Source organism: Janthinobacterium goodfellowi (assembly GCF_051380695.1).
In the GTDB taxonomy this organism is placed as follows: Bacteria; Pseudomonadota; Gammaproteobacteria; order Burkholderiales; family Burkholderiaceae_D; genus Janthinobacterium.
Genome location: NZ_JBNYXN010000008.1, coordinates 115,334 through 135,589 on the forward strand (window position 1 = coordinate 115,334; position 20,256 = coordinate 135,589).

Here is a 20,256-nt window from a genome sequence, read left to right on the forward strand (position 1 = left end):
CAAAACATGAATACGGCAACAAACAACGACCTGCTGACCATCGCAGGCAAACAGTATCGATCGCGCCTGCTGGTGGGCAGCGGCAAGTACAAGGATTTGCCGCAGACGCGCGAAGCGACGGACGCGGCGGAAGCGCAGATCATCACGGTGGCCATCCGCCGCGTGAATATCGGGCAGGACCCGAACGCGCCCAGCCTGCTCGACTTCGTGCCGCCGGACCAGTACACGATTCTCCCGAACACGGCCGGCTGCTACAACGCGAAAGACGCCGTCTACACCCTGCAGCTGGCGCGCGAACTCTTGGGCGGGCGCAATCTGGTGAAGCTGGAAGTACTGGGCGACGAAAAGACCCTGTTCCCGCACATGCCGGAAACCCTGATCGCGGCCGAAGCGCTGGTCAAGGATGGTTTTGATGTGATGGTCTACTGCAGCGACGATCCCATCCAGGCGAAGATTCTGGAAGATATCGGTTGCGTGGCCGTCATGCCACTGGCATCGCTGATCGGCTCGGGCATGGGCATCCTGAATCCGTGGAACTTGTCCTTGATCATCGACCAGGCGAAAGTCCCCGTGCTCGTCGATGCTGGCGTGGGCACGGCGTCGGATGCGGCCATCGCCATGGAACTCGGTTGCGATGGCGTGTTGATGAACACGGCCATTGCCGGCGCGCGCGACCCCGTGCGCATGGCGCATGCCATGAAGCTGGCCGTGCGGGCCGGGCGCGAAGCGTTTTTGGCGGGACGCATGCCCCGCAAATTTGCCGCTTCCCCATCGTCGCCGATGGCGGGCCGCCTGGCGTGATGGGGCCAACGTTGCCGACGGTGCTGGTGTTTGCCGGCGTCGATCCGTCGGGCGGCGCCGGCATCGCCGCCGATATTGTCGCAATTGCGGCGCAGGGCGCGCATGCCTTGCCCGTCGTGACGGCGCTGACGGTGCAGGACAACGACAGGGTGTTCGGCGTGCAGGCGGTGGCGCCGGAATGGCTGCGCCGGCAGGCGCTGGCGCTGATCGACAAGATCGCCATCGATGCCGTGAAGATCGGCATTCCCGGCAGCGCCGCGAATGCGGCCGTCATCGCGCAGCTGATCGCGCAATTGCGCCAAAGCCGGCCGGACTTGCCCGTGGTGCTCGATCCCGTGCTGGCCAGCGGCCATGGCGACGTGCTCAGCCGGGACGATGCCGTGCTGGCGCTGGCGCCCTTGTTGCCGGTGACTACCGTGATCGTACCGAACGGGCTGGAAGCGCTGGCCCTCGGCGGCGAAGCAGCCTTGCGCGCGCAAGGCTGTGGCCACGTGCTGGTGACGGGCGGCCATGGCGACGGTGACAGCGTCATCAACCGCTGGTTTGACGCAAAGGGCGGGGAGCGCGAGTGGCGCTGGCCGCGCCTGCCCGGAGAGTTTCACGGCAGCGGCTGCACCCTGGCCTCGGCCATCGCGGCGCGCCTGGCGCAAGGCGTGCCGATGCAAGATGCGCTCGATGGCGCGCAAGCCTATTGCCATGCGGCGCTGGCCGGCGCGTATGCGATTGCGCCAGGTCAACTCATGCCGCAACGATTCATTCAATAAGGAAATATCATGCGTGGACTGTATCTGGTTACCCCGAACTGGGACGACACCGACCGCCTGCTCGACGTAAGCGAGCAAGCCTTGCACGAAGGCGTGGCCCTGCTGCAATACCGCCACAAGAGCGCCGAGGCGCCGCAGCGGCGCGAGCAGGCGGGCGCCTTGCTGGCCCTGGCCCGCAAGTATGGCGTGCCCTTCATCATCAACGATTTTATCGAACTGTGCGAAGAGCTCGACGCCGATGGCGTGCACGTGGGCGGCCTGGACGCGTCCGTGGCGCAGGTGCGCGCGCGCCTGGGCAAGGACAAGGTCGTCGGCGCTTCCTGCTATGGCGACATGGCCCTGGCAAGGACGGCCGAGGCCGGCGGCGCCAGCTATGTGGCCTTCGGCGGCTTTTATCCGTCGCTGGTGAAAAAGTATCCGGTGACGACGCCCCTCGATATCGTGCTGCAGGCCAAGCGCGAGATCGCCTTGCCGTGCGTGGTGATCGGCGGCATGACGCCGGAGAACGCGGCGCCGCTCGTGGCGCGCGGCGCCGACATGGTGGCGGCCATCAGCAGCGTCTTTAACAATGCATACGAGGCGGACGATGTGAATATTGCGGTGCAGCAATTCAATCAATTGTTCGCGGCATGAGCATGGACATACGGGGCTGGTTTGGGGCAATAATCGGCATATAATAAGAACATCATTCATTACCGAGGTCCCCCACCCATGAGTCAGCCAGCCGCCGCGAAACGCCTTATCCTGATCGTTGACGATGACCAGCTCCTGTTGGAATTCCTCGGCGAAGTCCTGCGCCATGCCGGCTACGAGACGGCCCTGGCCCATTCGGCCGAAGTGGCGCTGCAGTTGATCGCCCAGCGCGAGCCGGACCTGGCCTTGCTCGACATCCACATGCCGGGCATGTCCGGCCTGGAACTGGCCAAGCGCCTGCATGGCGAGACGGCCGTGCCGTTCATGTTCCTGTCCGGCAGCGGCGACAGCGAATCGGGCAAGCAGGCGGCCGCCTACGGCGCCGTCGGCTATGTCGTCAAACCCGTCGACGAAGGCCGTTTGATGCCCGCGTTTGAAGCGGGCCTGGCGCGCGCCGATGAGATCCGCCAGCTGCGGCGCACCGAGCTGAACCTGAACGCGGCCCTGGCCGCCGGCCGCGAAACGAGCCTGGCCGTGGGCCTCTTGATGGGAAAATTCCAGACGGACCGCAACACGGCCTTCGAAGTGCTGCGCGACCACGCCCGTTCCAGCCGCCGCAAGATCAATGAAATCGCCAGCCAGCTGCTGCTGGCCGAGGAAACCCTGAACGGCTTGCACGGCGCATTTTTGAACCGGGCAAAGACCAAGTAAGCGTATCCTCTCGCGCCCGCATGCCTGCCTTGCTATGATGTGGCGATACGGCGCGCTGGCGCGCCTGGTTCAACCATAGACAGGACACACATGAAAACCAAAGCAGCGATTGCCTGGAAGGCGGGCGCCCCGCTGACCATCGAAGAAGTCGACCTGGCCGGCCCGCGCGAGGGCGAGGTACTGGTCGAAATCAAGGCCACGGGAATTTGCCACACCGATTACTACACCCTGTCGGGCGCCGATCCGGAAGGCATCTTCCCGTCCATCCTCGGCCATGAAGGCGCCGGCATCGTCGTCGACGTGGGCCCGGGCGTGAAAAGCCTGAAGAAGGATGACCACGTCATTCCGCTGTACACGCCGGAATGCCGCCAGTGCAAATTCTGTCTGTCGCAAAAAACGAACCTGTGCCAGTCGATCCGCTCGACCCAGGGCCGCGGCCTGATGCCGGACGCCACCTCGCGCTTTTCCATCGACGGCAAGCCCATCTTTCACTACATGGGCACCTCCACCTTCTCGAACTACATCGTCGTGCCGGAAATCGCGTTGGCGAAGATCCGCGAAGACGCGCCCTTCGACAAGGTCTGCTACATCGGCTGCGGCGTCACCACCGGCGTGGGCGCCGTGCTGTTTACGGCCAAGGTCGAGGCGGGCGCGAATGTCGTCGTGTTCGGCCTGGGCGGCATCGGCCTGAACGTGATCCAGGCGGCGAAGATGGTCGGCGCGGATAAAATCATTGGCGTCGACATCAACCCGGCGCGCCAGGCCATCGCGCGCAAGTTCGGCATGACGCATTTCGTCAATGCCAACGAAGTGGACAACGTGGTCGACACCATCGTGCAGCTGACGGACGGCGGCGCCGACTACAGTTTTGAATGCATCGGCAACACCACCACCATGCGCCAGTCGCTCGAGTGCTGCCACAAGGGCTGGGGCCAGTCCATCATCATCGGCGTGGCGGCGGCCGGCCAGGAAATTTCCACCCGTCCATTCCAGCTGGTGACGGGGCGCGTGTGGAAAGGCTCCGCTTTCGGCGGTGCACGCGGTCGCACGGACGTGCCGAAGATCGTCGACTGGTATATGGAAGGCAAGCTCAATATCGATGATCTGATCACGCACCGCTTGAAGCTCGACGACATCAACCAGGGCTTCGACCTGATGAAGAGCGGCGAATCGATCCGCTCCGTCGTGCTGTACTAATAATTTACGCCGTACCACGGCGTTTTGCGGAGGCTTCGGCCTCCGTTTTTTTTTGTGCGGCATTCCATCCATCGTCCGTGTCTGCCATCCAGGCCAGCCTTTTTGCAGCCTGTCGCACCGCGCTGGAGCCGTGCGCCATCCGCCGCTACAGTTGATGCTCCACTACTTTTGCAACGAGGCAGCCATGTCCACTTCCTACCGTTTGATCCTCAGCCTGGCCGGTATTGTGCTTGGCGGCAGCGCGCTGGCCGTGCAGCCGCCGCAGCCGCCCGCACCGCCAGCCGCACCGGCCGCGCCGAGCAAGCAGATCAATATTTCCATGGGCAGCGGCGACGGCTATGCGCTCGTCGACAGCAGCGAGGACAGCGTGACCATGGCCGGCACCGATGTCGACGGCCAGCAGATCAAGCAGCTGCAGCGTTCGCTCAAGGGGCAGTTCCTGTGGTTCCGCGACCAGGGCAAGGGTTATGTGACGCAGGATGCCGCGCTGCTGGCCCGCGTGCGCGACGCCTGGAAACCGTCGCAAGATCTGGGCTTTCAGATGAGCGGCCTGGGCAAGCAGATGAGCGAACATGGCAAGGCGATGGGCGAACTGGGCAGCAAGATGGGCGCCCATGGCGCGGCGCAGGCGAACGTCGGCGCGCGCGATGTGGCGCAACTGCAGGCGCTGGGCCGCCAGCAGCAGGAACTGGGCCGCAAGATGGGCGAGGCGGCACGCCGCCAGGCGCAGGCCACCACGGAGACGGCGCGCCGCGCGGCCGGGCGCGAGGTGGAACGCCTGCAGCAGCAGATGGAAGACGCGCAGGACGCCATGGAAGAGGTCAACGACCGCATTGCCGCCGCGCAAGAGCGCGAGGCGGACAAGGTGGATGCGCTGTCGCGCCAGATGGATCAGCGCGGCAAGCCGATGGAAACCCTGGGCAAGCAGATGGAAGCGCTGGGACGCCAGCAGGAAAAGGCCAGCAAGGCGGCCGACAAGACCACGCGTCAGGTGATCGCCCAGGCGCTCAGCGAGGGCAAGGCAAAGCCGGTGCGCTAGATTTGGTTCCAGGCGGCGGCCACGGCGCGGTAATGCGCCGGCAGCTGCTGCCTGGCCTCGTCTGCGCTCGCATACACCTCATCCTGCACGGTTTCCCAGCGCGCGTCGCAGCTGAAACGGTAGACGCGCGCTTCGCCTGCATACTGGCACACGGCCAGGCCGTGGATGGCGATGGGGGTGGTGCCGTCTTCAGCGGCGACGTGGCCGAAGGGCAAGTCGGACCAGGCCCAGGCCAGTACGCGGGCGCCGTCGAGGTGGGTGGGTGGTGTCATGGGGATACAGGCCGTTGTGTCGGATGCCGATTGTAGCGCGCGCGGGTAAAATGGCGCGACCGCTGGACAAATGCACAGTATTTTTAGCCATGCCGGTATAATCACGGCATGCAAAATCTTCTTCACAACCTCAATCCCGAACAATTGGCTGCCGTCACCCTGCCGGCCCAGCATGCGCTGATCCTGGCCGGCGCCGGTTCGGGCAAGACCCGCGTGCTGACCACCCGCATCGCGTGGCTGATCCAGACCCAGCAGGTATCGCCGCCCGGCATCCTGGCCGTGACGTTTACCAATAAAGCCGCCAAGGAAATGCTCACGCGCCTGTCGGCCATGCTGCCGATCAATACGCGCGGCATGTGGATCGGCACCTTCCACGGCCTGTGCAACCGCTTGCTGCGCACGCACTACCGCGACGCGGCCTTGCCGCAAACGTTCCAGATCCTCGATTCGCAGGATCAGCTCTCCGTGATCAAGCGCTTGTTGAAGGCGAACAACATCGATGATGAGAAATTCCCGCCGAAGACGGTGATGTATTTCATTAACAATGCCAAGGACCAGGGTTTGCGCGCCACGGACGTGGAAGCGTATGACGCGCACGAGCGCAAGATGGTCGAGCTGTACCAGCTGTACGACGACCAGTGCCAGCGCGAAGGCGTCGTCGATTTCGCGGAATTGCTGTTGCGCACGTATGAATTGCTGAGCCGTAACCAGCCCCTGCGTGAACACTACCAGGCCCGTTTCCGCCACATCCTCGTGGACGAGTTCCAGGATACGAATAACCTGCAATACAACTGGTTAAAATTGCTGGCCGGCCATGGCAGCCGCGATGGCGGGGCCCTGTTTGCCGTCGGCGACGATGACCAGAGCATCTATGCGTTCCGCGGTGCGAATGTCGGCAACATGAGCGCCTTCGAGCACGAATTCCAGGTGAAGAACTTGATCAAGCTCGAGCAGAACTACCGCTCGCACGGCCACATCCTCGACAGCGCCAACGTGCTGATCGCGAACAATAGCAAGCGCCTGGGCAAGAATTTGCGCACGGACGCGGGCCATGGCGAGCAGGTGCGCGTGTATGAAGCCAGTTCCGACCTGCAGGAAGCGCAGTGGATCATCGAAGAAGCGAAAAGCCTGATCGCCGATGGCGCCTCGCGCAGCGAAATCGCCATTCTGTACCGCTCGAATGCGCAGTCGCGCGTGATCGAACACGCGCTGTTCTCGGCCGCGATTCCGTATCACGTGTATGGCGGCCAGCGCTATTTCCAGCGCGCCGAGGTCAAGCACGCGATTGCCTATTTGCAATTGATGGACAATCCGCACAATGACTCCGCTTTCTTGCGCGTGGTCAACTTCCCCACGCGCGGTATCGGCATGCGCTCGATCGAGCAATTGCAGGGCGCGTCCGAGCAGTACGGCATTTCGCTGTACGCAGCCGTGCCGTATGTGGCGGGCAAGGCGGGCAGCGTGCTGGCCGGCTTCGTCAAGCTGATCGAGGGCGTGCGTTTCGAAACGCAGCAATTGTCCCTGCCGGAAATGGTCAGAGTGGTGCTGGAAGCGAGTACCTTGCTCCAGCATTATCAGAATGAAAAAGAAGGCGCCGACCGCATCGAGAATCTGGAGCAGATGGTCAGCGCGGCCAGCCAGTTCGTTTCCGAGGAAGGTTTCGGCCAGGCCGCACCGGCCCACCTGGGGCCAGCCGCCCAGGCGCAGTCGGGCGCGCCCGTCGTCAACCAGGACGGCATCGAGATACTCGACGCCGACGCGCCGCTGCCGGCCGTGATGTCGCCGCTCTCCGCCTTCCTCTCGCACGCGTCGCTGGAAGCGGGCGACAACCAGGCGCAGGCGGGTCAGGATGCGCTGCAGATGATGACCGTGCACTCGGCCAAGGGCCTGGAATTCGACAACGTGTTCATCACGGGCCTGGAAGAGGGTCTGTTCCCGCACGAAAGCAGCTCGAAGGAAGACAACGGCGTGGAAGAAGAACGCCGGCTGATGTACGTGGCCATCACGCGCGCGCGCAAGCGGCTCTACATGAGCTTTTCGCAGACGCGCATGCTGCACGGCCAGACGCGCTACAACATGAAGTCGCGCTTCTTCGACGAGTTGCCGGAAGAGTCCTTGAAATGGCTGTCGCCGAAGGTGCAGGCCAACTGGTTCGGCAACCGCAAGTCGGCCTGGGACGAGGCGCCAAGAGTGGCCAGCCTGGGTTCGGACAATGCGATTGCGCAAAAGATCGCGCAAAAAGCCACGGGCGGCGGCTGGCGCATCGGTGAATCGGTGGCGCACGCCAAGTTCGGCGAAGGCGTGATCGTCAATATCGAAGGCGGCGGCGGCAATGCGCGCGCGCAGATCAATTTCGGACAGCACGGCATGAAGGTGCTGGACCTGGGGATCGCCAAGCTGGAACGTCTGGGACGGTGATGTAGGACGCGGGATGGCTGACGATGGCGTCGGATTACGCGGCGTGCCGCCGCTAATCCGACATCATTGTTGGCCTTGCAAGGCATTCGATATATAAAAAAAGGGCAGCCTGCGCAGGCTGCCCCTTTTTACATCTGACCGGCGATCACTCGCCGGTCTTATCCAGCGACACCGTCTTGCTCTCATCGGCGGGCACGCCGAAGATCTGGCGGTAGGCGGCGTAGAACGAGCAATGCATGATGATGGTGAGTATCATCGACAGGGGCATCATCAGCTGCATCATCAGCGGCGTGCGGCCAAAGATGACGGCCAGCAACTGGCTGGTGACGACGCTGATGGCGAACCAGGTGGCGGCGAAGACGATGAAGGCCGACAGCGAACGCCAGACGGCGAAAAAGCTGAAGAACAGCGCCTTGCCCAGGCCGGTTTGGCGCCAGTAGATCAGCGGCGCGGCAAAGCAGAAGGCCATGGCGGCAGGCACGTACAGCACGATGGCCAGCAGGATGCCCAGGCCCAGGCGCGAGTCGGGGATGGCGGCGCGTGCCGCGTCCTCCGTCAATTGTCCCGTGACCAGTTTCCACAGCAAGCCGTCGTCCACCAGGGTCGAGGCGCCGATGGCGACGATGGCCATGAGGATGTACAACACGCCCAGGCCCAGCAGGGACGGAAAAGCGGGCTTGCGGAAGCCCGAAATCAAGAGGCTGGGCAACACGCGCTTGCCCTGGTCGATATTCAGGCAGCCTTGCACGAAGGCGACGGAAAATACGGGGACGAGAATGACGGGCAGCAACTGGCCGAGCACGGGCACGATGCTGACGGCCAGCATGCAGAACATATAGCCGAGAAACAGCATCGACATGCCGCCAGGTTGCTTGCGAAACAGGGCGAATCCTTGTTTCACCCATTGCCAACCTGTACTTGCAGGTAATTTTTCCATGTTTAAAACAGTTCCGGAGCAGGTGTGGCGATACGTTCGCGCAGAATGCGTTCGAAATGCGCGGGATCGTGCGGGGTCAGCATTTCCGCTTCGCGCGGCTGGTAATAATCGTACAGGCGCGACAGCCAGAAGCGCAGCGCGGCGGCGCGCAGCATCGGTTGCCATGCCGTTTGTTCTTCCTGCGTAAACGGACGCACGGCCTGGTAGGCGTCGAGCAGGGCGCGCACGCGCACCGTGTCGAGCACGCCCGTGTCCAGGTCCACGCACCAGTCGTTGACGGTGACGGCCACGTCGAACAGCCAGGTGTCGCAGCCGGCAAAGTAAAAGTCGAAAAAGCCCGTCAGGCGCTCGCCGTCGAACATGACGTTGTTGCGGAACAAGTCGGCATGCACGGGACCGCGCGGGATGGCCTTATACGTATCGCAGGCAGCAAAGGCATCCTGGAAGTGGATTTCCGCGCGCAGCAGGTGCGCCCTGGCATCGTCGAGGTGGTGCAAGACCAGCGGCGTGGTGGCGTTCCACCAGTCCAGGCCCCGCAGATTCGGCTGCTGCAGGGGGAAGTCCTGCGCCGCCAGATGCATCTTGGCCAGCATGGCGCCGACAGCGGCGCAATGCACGGCTTGCGGCGCCATCTGCGAGCTGCCGTCGAGTTTGCTGACGATGGCGGCCGGCTTGCCTTGCAGGGCCGTCACCAGTTCGCCATCCGCATTGGCGATCGGCGCGGGCACCAGCACGCCCCGGTCCGCCAGGTGGCGCATCAGTTGCAGATAGAACGGCAATTGCTCGAAGCTCAGGTTTTCAAAGATCGTCAGCACAAACTCGCCGCGCTCCGTGCTCAGGAAGAAATTGCTGTTTTCGATGCCGGACGCGATGCCCTTGAGCGCCAGAGGTTTGCCGAGTGGAAACTGCGTGATCCACTGGCCGATATCGTCCAGGTGTAGCGCGGTAAAAACTGCCATGGGAAAGAGAGGAATGGTCTAAAAGGTCAAAAAAAAGCCGGCTGCCCCCGCGCATGGCCGGGGCAGGGCAGAAGAGAGTGGCTGCTTACTTCGCTGGTGCTGGCGGTGCTGGCGCGTCCGCTGCCTCTTCATCGCGTTGTTTCTGTTTCTTCTTGCCCAGGTCGAATTCCAGCACTTTCCATTGCGGGCCGCGCAGGGCGTTGCCGTTGGCCTGGTCGGCACCGGCGGCCGGCTTCATGTAATAGGTGCTGCCGCCGCTGGTGACTTTCACTTCGCTGGTGACGCCTGCTTCGCGTTTTTCGGTAATCTGCTGCTTGGCCGCGGCCGGCGCCACAGTGATGGGGGCTTCGCCCATTTCCTCGATACGTTCGAGCTGTGGCGGCGCGTCGCTCGGTTTGGCCGGCGTCTGGGCGCTGGCAATGGCTGAACATGCCAGCAGGGGCAGGGCGAGGAATGTCCAGAGTGTCGATGTACGCATCATGATGGGTTCGCTTCCATGTGTGGGACTGCAGCGCGTGCAGTGGTGTAATGCCGTCAATTTATCTATAAGGCATTGTAACAAACTGATAGGCAATGCTGTTTAAATGAGCGGAAATGGCTGGCAGCGGCGGCCCGCACGCCCGTTCGGTGCCGCCAGGGTGGCAAAAACGCCAGGAACGGCATGCATGGCGGCCGGTGGCGCGGCCCTAAACTCTGCGATAATTGGACGATATTCCACCCGCCCGCCGCTCTGCTCCCTGGGCGGGCGCGCTCACCTTATTTTATTGGTATTATGCAAAACACCCTGCTGTTAGTCGACGGTTCCAGTTACCTTTATCGCGCCTTCCATGCGCTGCCCGACCTTCGCAGCCCGGACGGTTACCCCACGGGCGCCATGCACGGCATGGTCAACATGCTGCGCCGCCTGCGCGCCGACTACCCGGCCGCCTACATCGCCTGCGTGTTCGATGCCAAGGGTAAAACTTTCCGCGATGATATGTATCCCGAGTACAAGGCCACGCGCGCCTCGATGCCGGACGACCTGCGGCTGCAGATCGAACCGATCCACGAAGCCGTGCGCGCCATGGGCTGGCCGATTTTGATGGTCGACGGCGTGGAAGCGGACGATGTGATCGGCACCCTGGCCGTGCAGGCGGCCGCCGCCGGCATGAACGTGGTGGTGTCGACGGGAGACAAGGACCTGGCGCAGCTGGTCAACAGCCAGGTGACCCTGATCAATACCATGAGCAATGAAAAGCTCGACGAAGCGGCCGTGCTGGCCAAGTTCGGCGTGCCGCCCAACCGCATCATCGATTATCTGTCGCTGATCGGCGATACGGTCGACAACGTGCCCGGCGTATCGAAATGCGGGCCGAAAACGGCCGTCAAATGGCTGACCTTGTACGACAGCCTGGAAGGCGTGATGGAAAACGCGGCCAAGGTGGGCGGCGCCGTCGGTGAAAACCTGCGCACGGCCCTGCCATGGCTGCCGCAGGCGCGCGCCTTGATCACCGTCAAGACCGATTGCGATCTGTCCGGCCACATGACGACGATCGCCGACTCGCTGGTGGCGAAACATGAAGACAAGGAAGCGCTGCTGGCCTTCTTCAACCGCTACGGCTTCAAGGCCCTGCTGCGCGAACTGGGCGCCACGCCGCCGCCGATGTCGCCCGTCGGTGCACCGCCTGCCGCCGGCGCCTCCGCCGTCAACACGACGGGCGACATGTTCGCCGATGCCGCGCCAGCGGTCGAAGCCGAGTATGAAACCGTGCTGACAGATGGACAGCTCGACAGATGGATCGCGCTGATCGATGCGGCTGCCCTGACGGCCGTGGACACGGAAACCACGTCGCTGGAACCGATGACGGCGCAAATGGTCGGCATTTCCCTGTCCGTGGCCGAACATGCGGCCTGCTACATCCCGCTGGCCCACGATTATGCGGGCGCGCCCGAGCAGTTGACGCGCGAACACGTGCTGGCGAAACTGCGCCCGTGGCTGGAAGATGAAACCAAGCCCAAGCTGGGCCAGAACCTGAAATATGACAGCCACATCTTCGCCAACCATGGCGTGACGTTGCGCGGCATCGCCCACGATACCTTGCTCGAATCGTATGTGTTCGAATCGCACAAGAAACACGACATGGACAGCCTGGCCCTGCGCCACCTGAACTACACGACCATCCCGTTCGAAGACGTGTGCGGCAAGGGCGCCAAGCAGATCACGTTCAATCAAGTCGAGGTGGAGCAGGCGGCGAAGTACGCGGCCGAGGATGCCGACGTGACCTTGCGCCTGCACAATGCCATGTGGGGCAATGTGGCGAACGATGAAAAACTCACGTTTATCTATGAAAAGATCGAAATGCCGACGGCCGTGGTCTTGCAAAAGATCGAGCGCAACGGCGTGCTGATCGATGACGAATTGCTCAACATCCAGTCGGCCGAGCTGGCCGTAAAGATCCTGGAGCTGGAAAAGAAGGCGTATGAACTGGCCGAGCAGCCGTTCAACCTGGGTTCGCCCAAGCAGATCGGCGAAATCTTCTTCGAGAAATTGAAGCTGCCGGTGGTCAAGAAGACCCCGACGGGCGCGCCGTCGACGGATGAAGAAGTGCTGCAAAAGCTGGCCGAGGATTATCCGCTGCCGAAAGTGCTGCTCGAATACCGGGGCATGGCCAAGCTGAAGTCGACCTACACGGACAAATTGCCGAAGATGATCAACGTCACGACGGGCCGCGTGCATACGAACTATGCGCAAGCTGTGGCCGTGACGGGGCGTCTGGCGTCGAACGACCCGAACTTGCAGAATATCCCCATCCGCAGTGCGGAAGGCCGCCGCATCCGCGAAGCGTTTATTGCGCCGCCGGGCAGCCACATCGTTTCGGCCGACTATTCGCAGATCGAATTGCGCATCATGGCGCACATCTCGGGCGATGAAGCCATGCTGCGCGCATTTGCCGACGGCATCGACATTCACCGCGCCACGGCCGCTGAAATCTTTGGCGTGCCGGCCGCGGAAGTGCAGAGCGAGCAGCGCCGCTACGCCAAGGTCATCAACTTCGGTTTGATCTACGGCATGAGCGCCTTCGGCTTGGCCGGTAACCTGGGCGTGGACCGCACGGCCGCGCAAAGCTATATCGACCGCTACTTTGCCCGTTTTTCGGGCGTGAAACAGTACATGGAAGACACGCGCCAGCAAGCCAAGGCGCGCGGCTACGTGGAAACCGTGTTCGGCCGCCGTTTGTGGTTGCCGGAGATCAATTCGCCGAACGGCCCGCGCCGCCAGGGCGCGGAACGGGCGGCGATCAACGCGCCGATGCAGGGCACGGCCGCCGACCTGATCAAGCTGGCCATGATCGCCGTGCAAGGCTGGCTGGAAACGGACGGCTTGCAAACGAAGATGATCATGCAGGTGCACGATGAACTGGTGCTGGAAGTGCCGGACGCGGAACTGGAACTGGTCAAGCGCAAGTTGCCGGAACTGATGGCCGGCGTGGCCGCGCTGAAAGTGCCGTTGACGGCCGAGGTGGGCGTGGGACGCAACTGGGACGAAGCGCATTGATGCTGCGTCGGCTTACGCGGGGCATGCCCCGCTAAGCCGACCTACATGTTTAATTCAGCAATGACCGTAGGGCTGCTTAGCGCAGCGTAAGCCGACATTGTTTGTCAACACACCTTTCAGGAGAAACGCATGAGCGACATGATCACCGATTGTGAAAGTTTGCTGGGCCAGAGCAGCGTGTCCGGGCCGGACGGCCGGCGCGGTTTCCTGAAGGTGGCGCTGGGCGCGGGCTTTGCCGTGGCCGCGCTGCCCGTGGCGGCGCAAAACGTCATCAAGACGGATTCCGCCGGGCTCGTCACTGGCACCATGTCGGTGATGGTCGATGGCCAGGCCGTGCCCGTGTATGCGGCCCAGCCGGAAGGCAAGACGGGTTTGCCCGTGGTATTGGTTATTTCGGAAATTTTTGGCGTGCATGAACATATCGCCGACATGGCGCGCCGCTTCGCCAAGCAGGGCTACCTGGCGCTGGCGCCCGACCTGTTCGTGCGCCAGGGCGATCCGACCAAGGTGGCCAGCATCCCGGAGTTGATGAAAGGCATCATCGCCAAGACGCCGGACGCGCAAGTGATGGCGGATCTCGACGCGGTTGTTGCGTGGGCGAAACAGAATGGCGGCGACACGAGCCGCCTGGGCATCACGGGCTTTTGCTGGGGCGGCCGCATCACGTGGCTGTACGCGGCGCACAATCCCGCCGTCAAGGCGGGCGTGGCCTGGTACGGCCGCCTCGTGGGCGAACCGACTCCCTTGCAGCCGAGCAACCCTATCGATATCGCCGCCACCTTGAAAGTGCCCGTGCTGGGCTTGTATGGCGGCAAGGATACGGGCATCAGCCAGGAATCGATCGCCAAGATGAAAGAGGCGCTGGCCAAGGGCGGCAACAAGTCCGAGTTTGTCGTGTATCCCGATGCGGGCCACGCCTTCAATGCCGATTACCGTCCCAGCTATGTGGCGGCCGATGCGAAAGACGGTTACGCGCGCTGCCTGGCCTGGTTCAAAAGCCACGGCGTGGCGTAATGCCGCAACAGCCAACTACCTGAATTTTCCGGAAGTTGCCGCGAAAAGCGCACCGGGCTGTAAAATGCCCGGTTCGCGTCAATGCAGTACAATTGCATCTTCACTGCGCCACGCTGCCGCCAAGCGCGCACAAGATTGAATAATAAGCAACATTATACAGATCAAGCCAGACGCCAGCATTGCGGGCGCCCGTAGGCCGGCGCCATTTTGAGGTAAGAAAATCATCGATCCCGTCCTTATATCCATTTTGCTCGCGACCACGATCGCGGGCGTGTTCAGCATTACCGCGGCGGCGATCTTTTCGTTTGCATTCTTGTCCAAGGTGGTCGAGCGCATGGTCAGCTTGTCCGTCGGCATCATGTTGTCGACGTCCTTGCTGCACGCCTTGCCCGAAGCGTTCGAGTCGCAGGCGGATCCGCGCAGCCTGTTCGCCACCTTGCTGGCGGGCTTGCTGGCCTTTTTCATGCTGGAAAAATTCGCCATCCTGCGCCATTCGCACCACCACGAAGGCGACGGCCACCACCATGCGCACGGCCACGACAAGCACGAGGCGGGCAAGGCCGGCTGGATGATCCTGGTCGGCGACGGCATGCACAACTTTACGGACGGCATTTTGATCGCGGCCGCTTTCCTGGCCGACCCGAAACTGGGCCTGGTCACGGGCCTGGCCATCATCGCGCATGAAATCCCGCAGGAAATCGGCGATTTTATTGTACTGCTCAACGCCGGCTTCTCGCGCCTGCGCGCCTACATCTTCAATCTGCTGTGCAGCCTGATGGCGGTGGCGGGCGGCCTGCTCGGCTATTTCACCCTGGACCGCGCCAGCAATCTGATCCCGTACGTGCTCGTGTTCGCCTCGTCCGGCTTCATCTATATCGCCCTGTCCGACCTGATGCCGCAGATGCAGCGCCGCGCTACCTTGCGCGAAACCATCCCGCAAGTGCTCTTGATCGCGCTGGGCGTGTGCATCGTGCTGTTCCTGACGCACAAGCGCCACGGCGGTTGATGCCTGGCACTGCCGGTGCAGTGCCACCTATGCTATATTGCCTTTCTGACTAACTTGCACAGAAAGGAGGAAAATATCATGGAAGAAAACTTGTTGCTCGCCTTGTGGCGCGCACGCTCTTTTAGCGCATTTGCCAGCTCTTGCCCACGTTCTATCGCGCTGCGATAACCTGGCCAGAGCAAAGTTACCCTCCTAGACGAGTCCTTTCCTGGTACTCCGTTGTCGTTAGCGCTCCTGTTAACGCGGATGCTTGCATCCCGCACAAAGACAAGAGCCATGACTACCCTGATTTCTACCCAAGCTTTACAGCTGGATACCCACGACGGTTTCCTGTTCAACGAACTCGCCTTTACCTTGCGCCAGGGCGACCGCATCGGCTTGATCGGCCACAACGGCTGCGGCAAATCCACCTTGCTGGGCTTGCTCAGCGGCACGCGGGAAGCCACTGCCGGCACCATCCACTATGCCCGTGCCTGCCGCTTGCAGCACGTGGAGCAGCATTTGCCGGCCGAACTTGCCGGCCTGAGCCTGTACGACGCCTTGCTGGCGCCCGTGCTGGAGCAGCCCGAGCTGCATTGGCGGGTCGACAGTCTGCTTGCCGAGTTAGGCTTCGGGCACGAGACGGCGCAAGTGCCCGTGCACTCCTTGTCCGGCGGCCAGCACACGCGGCTGCTGCTGGGGCGCGCCCTGCTGCAGGAGCCGAACGTGCTGCTGCTCGATGAACCGAGCAATCACCTGGACTTGCCGTCGCTGCTGTGGCTGGAGCAATTCCTGCTGCGCTGGCGCGGCGCCTTCATCCTCGTCTCGCACGACCAGCGCCTGCTCGACAACGTGGCCACGCGCAGCTGGATCTTGCGCGATAGCCGCCTCTACGACTTCGACTTGCCGTGCGGCCCCGCGCTCGCGGCGCTGGCCGAAGCCGATCTGGCCGCCGCCGCCCGCCACGCGGCCGAACAGAAGGAAATCGACCGCCTGTCCGCCAGCAGCGCCCGCCTGGCCCTGTGGGGGCGCACCTATGACAATGAAGACCTGGCGCGCAAGGCCAAGACCATGCAGCGGCGCATCGACAAATTGAAGGATGCGCAATCGTTCGTCAGCGATGGCGCACCGTGGCGTTTGAGTTTGCGTGGCAAGGCGCTGGCGGCCGACCAGCTGCTGGCGCTCGATGCCCTGGACGTGCGCGCCGTGCCCGCTTCTCCCGTGCTGTTCCACACCGGCCAGCTATGGCTGAAACCGGGCGACCGGGTCGCCTTGCTGGGCGCCAACGGCAGCGGCAAGTCGTCCCTGCTGCGCCTGTGCTGGCAAGCGATCCAGGCACAGGAGGAGCGTGCGGACTTGCGCTGGCACCACGCCGCCAGCATCGGTTACTACGACCAGTCGCTCAGGCAACTGGCCGATACGGCCGATTTGCCCGACGCCCTGTACCCGTTTGCCGTGCAAAACGAAGCGGCGCGCAGCCAGGTGGCGCGCAAGCAGGCGTTGATTGCGGCCGGTTTCCCGTATGGGCGCCATGGCCAGACGGTGGCGACCCTGAGCGGCGGCGAGCGGGCGCGGCTGCTATTCCTGGGGCTGTCGCTGGCCAGCTATCATTTATTGTTGCTCGATGAACCCAGCAACCACCTGGACATGCAGGGCAAGGCGGAACTGGGGCAAGCCTTGCGCGGCTTTGAAGGCGCTTGTCTGCTGGTGTCGCACGACCGCGACCTGATCGAAACGGCCTGCAACCGTTTTTGGGTGGTGGCCGACGGCCAGCTGGAAGAGTGGCTGGACGCCGCCAGCGCATATGCGCGGTTGAGCGCGGAAGATGGGCAGGCGCCGCTGCCGGTGCCGCGCGTGCAAGCGGCTGCACTTGCACCAGCGCAAACCGACATTGATGTTCAACTGGAGCGCTTGTGCGAACTGGAGCAATTGCTGGCGGAAGACTTGGCGAGAAAGCCGCGCCACCAGAAGCCGGCCAGCCAGCAAATGTGGCAAGACGAGATCGCTCAGTTGAGTCGCAGCTTGGGCATCATGGCGTAACGGGTGTTGTCCGGGCGATTGCCTCTGCTGGTGGCAATCGCCCGTGTCGCCGGGGATATTACAGGGTGACCGCCGCTGCTGGCGGTTGCTGGCGGTCCATGCGTTCGAGTTCCTGCACCGCAGCCAGATATTCCGTATAGATGGTCAGGCCGGTCGCCCTGGTTTTTTCGAAAGACTCTCTGGCCTTGGCCTGGTCGCCCTTCACCAGATAGAACTGTCCGATATAAAAATGCGCTTCGCACAAGGCCATCAGCCTTTCGTCGCCTTGCATCTTTTGTACTTGCGCCAGCACCGTTTCGGGCGATGATGCACCGGTAAACATGCCGTAGGCGGCACGCGGCCAGGCGCCGTTCAACTCCTGGTCCAGCTGATGTTTCAGCGCCGCCGGTACCGGCTGGCCGGCGCGGCCGAGTGTCCACAAGTACCATAATTTGGCATACGGCATACCGGCATTGCCATCATCCGATAGCGCCACTTGCCCAAGATCCTGCAGGGCTTCGTCATATTTTCCCAGCTGGTAATAGACCTGTCCGCGCTGAAAATGGGCGCGATGCGGTTCGATGCCCAGCGTCAATGCTTCCCTTATCTGCTCGAGGGCGGCAGGGAATTGCCCACGCTTCTCGTAGATGATGGCCAGGTCAAGCGGATATTCGGCATCGGATGGGTCGAGCTTGACCGCTTGCAGCAGGTCGGCCAGCGCTTCGTCGGTTTGCATCAGGTTGCTGTAAGCCACGGCGCGCGCGGCATGGGTTGCCGCCATGTCCTTGCCCGTGAGCTTGCCACTCTTGATGACCTTGGTGTACGCGTCAAGCCGGCTCTGCTGCGCATCCCTCAGCCTTTTCGCCAGCAGCTGCGCCGGATCGCTATTTGCCGGTGCTGCCGCTTTCACCAGACCGGGCGTTATCGGTACGACGCCGCGTATCAACTCGCCCATCCGTTTCAGGTCGCCGAGATAGGTTTTCATGCCGGTTGCCGGCACCGCATCGGCCACGATCTTCAACTCCAGATCCATGTGATGGGTGTTGCCACGGAATCGTTCATTGAGTTTTAGCCTGAAATAGTCGTTGTTCAGCTTCTGGCTATTGGGATCGAACATGGCGCTGACGTTGCTGGGCAGCACTAGGTCAAACGAATAGCGCAGGAATTGCGGCGCATCGGGCAATACCATGGGAGTGTTGCGTTGGGCACCGCTGACGGCCCGGATGGCATCAAGAAAGTTGGACGGTGCAAAAGTGACGAAACGGATGTCTTGCCGCATTTCACCGGGCTTGTCGATAGTGTAGCGGTCCACAATGGTGAGCTGGTTCGCTGGCAAATCGTCGCTGAGGATGGCAGTGCCGACGCGGCGCGCGTCCGGATAACGCTGCGTCAGGTAGCGCGTACGCATCGCATCAAATTGCGCCGGCAAGCGCTGGGCGCCCTGGCGCATCGATTCGGCATATTTCCCACGTACGATCAGTCGGCTTTCGAACGTGGCCGGCTTATCGAAATCGGGCCAGGACATAGTTTCGTGCAATTCGCTGTTGGGCAGGGCCAGGTAGCTGTCGGTATTGCGGATCGTCACCAGGGAGCGGCTTGCCTTGTCGGCCACCAGCACTTCGGCCCCGGCCAGATACTGGGCCTTGGTTTCGAGCGTGCCTTCCTGGCCGACCTGGGTCGGATCGATGAAGTAATCCTTGCCTTGGTGGGTGAGCTTGACGATGACATGGTCGAAGACACCAGGCGAGGGTGGCAAGGCGTCCATATTCTTGTAGCGCTTGGAGGCAACGAGGACGATGTCGGCAGACACGCCGAGCCGCCTGAGCAGGCTCACCAGCAACAGCGATTTATCCTTGCAGTCGCCATAGCGGCGCTGTAGCGTCACTGCTGGCGCGGCGGGGCGGTGCGTGCTTTCGTCGAAAGAGACGGAAAAATAGCGGATCTCGTTCTGCACATAACGGATGGCTTGCAGAATTTTTTCTTCCTCCGTTGCCGCGCCTTGCAAAGCGGCGATACGGCGTTCGAATTCCGCGTCCGGCACTTCTTTATTGGCGAACATGTCCGCCGCCCAGCGCGCGACATCGTTCCACGTGCCGTACTCGGAAAATTCCAGCGACGTCATCGCATCGTAGGAAGGGGGCGTGAATTGTTCCGGCGTTACCATGGCTGGTCCGCGCTCCTCGAATTGCAGCCGTATCATGTCGCCCACCGTGCTGCGCTGCGGTTTGCCCGCATCTTCCTTGGGGGCCGGGCCGACGAAGCGGTAGCGTATGGGCTGCGCGGCGGGATATTGCAAGACCACTCGCCGCAGCTGCATTGGTAAACTAGGTGTCCATGCGGCTGATTCGAAGTATTTTCCGCCAAAGACAGGATTGACGCCCTTGGTGGTGTAGGCGAATTCCAGCGTGTCGCCGACACGCAGGTCGTCCAGCAGAATCGAGGCGGTGACGATGCCTCTGTACAAGCCCTGTTCGAGGCCGGTTTCCCGTTGCAGGAAGCGCACTTTTACCGTATCGCGCACATCGATGACGGTTGTCCCCCGTACGATGCGCAGGGCGTTCAAGGTAAGCTTCTGGTACTCCGGCACGAACGTCATGATGAGCGGGCCGAGGCTGGCCATGCCGGCCGGGCTATTGAACTGGATGATACGGCGTGAATAGAACTCTGGCGCCGCTCCCGCCATGAAGTGGGTTTCTGACAGACGCCATATGGCGTCTCCGCTCAGGTTGGTGTCGGGGATGTCGGCAGGAATGACCCAGCCAGGGGCGGGGCCCGTTGCGTACGCCCCTTGGTTTAGCTGGGTTTCTTTGTACCCGGACTCTGCCTGGGGAGATTGTGCGTGGGCGTAAGCAGACATCAACAATGACGCCACAGTTGCCGCGACCAAGAAGAACCGCATGACGATATTCCTATATCAATAATTTCATTGGTAAAAAGTTATTGTATAGGAGTCACATGTCGTATAGAAACTT

16 protein-coding genes are annotated in these 20,256 nt (G+C 62.3%); 11 read left to right on the forward strand and 5 right to left on the reverse strand.

Going from position 1 to position 20,256, the window contains the following annotated elements; genetic code table 11:
- Positions 1-6 precede the first annotated feature (6 nt).
- From ACQ4WQ_RS25450 to ACQ4WQ_RS25475, 6 genes are all read left to right on the forward strand, one after another.
- Positions 7-801, forward strand: coding sequence for a thiazole synthase (locus ACQ4WQ_RS25450; RefSeq protein WP_436500889.1), 795 nt, complete (start codon positions 7-9; stop codon positions 799-801).
- Positions 801-1,565 (forward strand): bifunctional hydroxymethylpyrimidine kinase/phosphomethylpyrimidine kinase, encoded by a 765-nt coding sequence (gene thiD, locus ACQ4WQ_RS25455; protein WP_436501071.1) that lies wholly within the window; start codon positions 801-803, stop codon positions 1,563-1,565. The genes ACQ4WQ_RS25450 and thiD overlap by 1 nt, the downstream gene beginning before the upstream one ends.
- A gap of 9 nt (positions 1,566-1,574) precedes the next feature.
- Positions 1,575-2,198 (forward strand): thiamine phosphate synthase, encoded by a 624-nt coding sequence (gene thiE, locus ACQ4WQ_RS25460; RefSeq protein ID WP_436500891.1) that lies wholly within the window; start codon positions 1,575-1,577, stop codon positions 2,196-2,198.
- Between the two features lie 78 nt (positions 2,199-2,276).
- Positions 2,277-2,909 carry an ANTAR domain-containing response regulator gene (locus ACQ4WQ_RS25465; protein ID WP_034749164.1) on the forward strand — a complete coding sequence of 211 codons (633 nt, stop codon included), beginning with the start codon at positions 2,277-2,279 and terminating at the stop codon, positions 2,907-2,909.
- Between the two features lie 90 nt (positions 2,910-2,999).
- Positions 3,000-4,106: an S-(hydroxymethyl)glutathione dehydrogenase/class III alcohol dehydrogenase gene (locus tag ACQ4WQ_RS25470; RefSeq protein WP_102120082.1), complete on the forward strand. Its 1,107-nt coding sequence runs from the start codon at positions 3,000-3,002 to the stop codon at positions 4,104-4,106.
- Positions 4,107-4,290: 184 nt separating this feature from the next.
- Positions 4,291-5,145, forward strand: coding sequence for a hypothetical protein (locus tag ACQ4WQ_RS25475; protein ID WP_436500893.1), 855 nt, complete (start codon positions 4,291-4,293; stop codon positions 5,143-5,145).
- Here the strand turns inward: ACQ4WQ_RS25475 and ACQ4WQ_RS25480 are convergent.
- Positions 5,142-5,417: a hypothetical protein gene (locus ACQ4WQ_RS25480; RefSeq protein ID WP_436500895.1), complete on the reverse strand. Its 276-nt coding sequence runs from the start codon at positions 5,415-5,417 to the stop codon at positions 5,142-5,144. The two genes, ACQ4WQ_RS25475 and ACQ4WQ_RS25480, sit on opposite strands and share 4 nt — an antisense overlap.
- Before the next feature lie 108 nt (positions 5,418-5,525).
- Here ACQ4WQ_RS25480 and ACQ4WQ_RS25485 point away from each other — a divergent pair, with 108 nt between their 5' ends.
- Positions 5,526-7,835, forward strand: a complete 2,310-nt coding sequence (locus tag ACQ4WQ_RS25485) for a UvrD-helicase domain-containing protein (RefSeq protein ID WP_326458201.1) — start codon at positions 5,526-5,528, stop codon at positions 7,833-7,835.
- 145 nt (positions 7,836-7,980) lie between these two features.
- On the opposite strand, the gene ACQ4WQ_RS25490 is transcribed toward ACQ4WQ_RS25485, so the two are convergent.
- The 3 genes from ACQ4WQ_RS25490 to ACQ4WQ_RS25500 all read right to left on the reverse strand — a co-directional run bounded on the left by ACQ4WQ_RS25490 (position 7,981) and on the right by ACQ4WQ_RS25500 (position 10,212).
- Positions 7,981-8,772 (reverse strand): BPSS1780 family membrane protein, encoded by a 792-nt coding sequence (locus ACQ4WQ_RS25490; RefSeq protein WP_436500897.1) that lies wholly within the window; start codon positions 8,770-8,772, stop codon positions 7,981-7,983.
- Positions 8,773-8,774: 2 nt separating this feature from the next.
- Complete coding sequence (locus tag ACQ4WQ_RS25495; protein ID WP_436500899.1) at positions 8,775-9,731, reverse strand: homoserine kinase; 957 nt, start codon at positions 9,729-9,731, stop codon at positions 8,775-8,777.
- Between the two features lie 85 nt (positions 9,732-9,816).
- Positions 9,817-10,212, reverse strand: coding sequence for a hypothetical protein (locus ACQ4WQ_RS25500; RefSeq protein WP_070222654.1), 396 nt, complete (start codon positions 10,210-10,212; stop codon positions 9,817-9,819).
- 291 nt (positions 10,213-10,503) lie between these two features.
- On the opposite strand from ACQ4WQ_RS25500, the gene polA reads away from it, so the two are divergent.
- The 4 genes from polA to ACQ4WQ_RS25520 all read left to right on the forward strand — a co-directional run bounded on the left by polA (position 10,504) and on the right by ACQ4WQ_RS25520 (position 17,305).
- The gene (gene polA, locus ACQ4WQ_RS25505; RefSeq protein WP_436500901.1) at positions 10,504-13,266 is read left to right on the forward strand and encodes a DNA polymerase I; all 2,763 of its coding nucleotides are present in this window, start codon (positions 10,504-10,506) and stop codon (positions 13,264-13,266) included.
- A 129-nt stretch (positions 13,267-13,395) separates the two neighbouring features.
- Complete coding sequence (locus ACQ4WQ_RS25510) at positions 13,396-14,280, forward strand: dienelactone hydrolase family protein (RefSeq protein WP_436500903.1); 885 nt, start codon at positions 13,396-13,398, stop codon at positions 14,278-14,280.
- A 247-nt stretch (positions 14,281-14,527) separates the two neighbouring features.
- Entirely contained in the window at positions 14,528-15,286 is a 759-nt protein-coding gene (locus ACQ4WQ_RS25515; RefSeq protein ID WP_052140365.1) for a ZIP family metal transporter, read from the forward strand.
- 276 nt (positions 15,287-15,562) lie between these two features.
- Positions 15,563-17,305, forward strand: coding sequence for an ABC-F family ATP-binding cassette domain-containing protein (locus ACQ4WQ_RS25520; RefSeq protein ID WP_436500906.1), 1,743 nt, complete (start codon positions 15,563-15,565; stop codon positions 17,303-17,305).
- Between the two features lie 58 nt (positions 17,306-17,363).
- On the opposite strand, the gene ACQ4WQ_RS25525 is transcribed toward ACQ4WQ_RS25520, so the two are convergent.
- Entirely contained in the window at positions 17,364-20,183 is a 2,820-nt protein-coding gene (locus tag ACQ4WQ_RS25525; RefSeq protein ID WP_436500908.1) for a DUF3857 domain-containing protein, read from the reverse strand.
- Between the last annotated feature and the right edge of the window lie 73 nt (positions 20,184-20,256).

Bases quoted from the DNA above. Each gene is read 5' to 3' on its own strand.
- ACQ4WQ_RS25450 (WP_436500889.1), top strand. From the start codon at position 7: ATGAATACGGCAACAAACAACGACCTGCTGACCATCGCAGGCAAACAG.
- thiD (WP_436501071.1), top strand. From the start codon at position 801: ATGGGGCCAACGTTGCCGACGGTGCTGGTGTTTGCCGGCGTCGATCCG.
- thiE (WP_436500891.1), top strand. From the start codon at position 1,575: ATGCGTGGACTGTATCTGGTTACCCCGAACTGGGACGACACCGACCGC.
- ACQ4WQ_RS25465 (WP_034749164.1), top strand. From the start codon at position 2,277: ATGAGTCAGCCAGCCGCCGCGAAACGCCTTATCCTGATCGTTGACGAT.
- ACQ4WQ_RS25470 (WP_102120082.1), top strand. From the start codon at position 3,000: ATGAAAACCAAAGCAGCGATTGCCTGGAAGGCGGGCGCCCCGCTGACC.
- ACQ4WQ_RS25475 (WP_436500893.1), top strand. From the start codon at position 4,291: ATGTCCACTTCCTACCGTTTGATCCTCAGCCTGGCCGGTATTGTGCTT.
- ACQ4WQ_RS25480 (WP_436500895.1), bottom strand. From the start codon at position 5,417: ATGACACCACCCACCCACCTCGACGGCGCCCGCGTACTGGCCTGGGCC.
- ACQ4WQ_RS25485 (WP_326458201.1), top strand. From the start codon at position 5,526: ATGCAAAATCTTCTTCACAACCTCAATCCCGAACAATTGGCTGCCGTC.
- ACQ4WQ_RS25490 (WP_436500897.1), bottom strand. From the start codon at position 8,772: ATGGAAAAATTACCTGCAAGTACAGGTTGGCAATGGGTGAAACAAGGA.
- ACQ4WQ_RS25495 (WP_436500899.1), bottom strand. From the start codon at position 9,731: ATGGCAGTTTTTACCGCGCTACACCTGGACGATATCGGCCAGTGGATC.
- ACQ4WQ_RS25500 (WP_070222654.1), bottom strand. From the start codon at position 10,212: ATGATGCGTACATCGACACTCTGGACATTCCTCGCCCTGCCCCTGCTG.
- polA (WP_436500901.1), top strand. From the start codon at position 10,504: ATGCAAAACACCCTGCTGTTAGTCGACGGTTCCAGTTACCTTTATCGC.
- ACQ4WQ_RS25510 (WP_436500903.1), top strand. From the start codon at position 13,396: ATGAGCGACATGATCACCGATTGTGAAAGTTTGCTGGGCCAGAGCAGC.
- ACQ4WQ_RS25520 (WP_436500906.1), top strand. From the start codon at position 15,563: ATGACTACCCTGATTTCTACCCAAGCTTTACAGCTGGATACCCACGAC.
- ACQ4WQ_RS25525 (WP_436500908.1), bottom strand. From the start codon at position 20,183: ATGCGGTTCTTCTTGGTCGCGGCAACTGTGGCGTCATTGTTGATGTCT.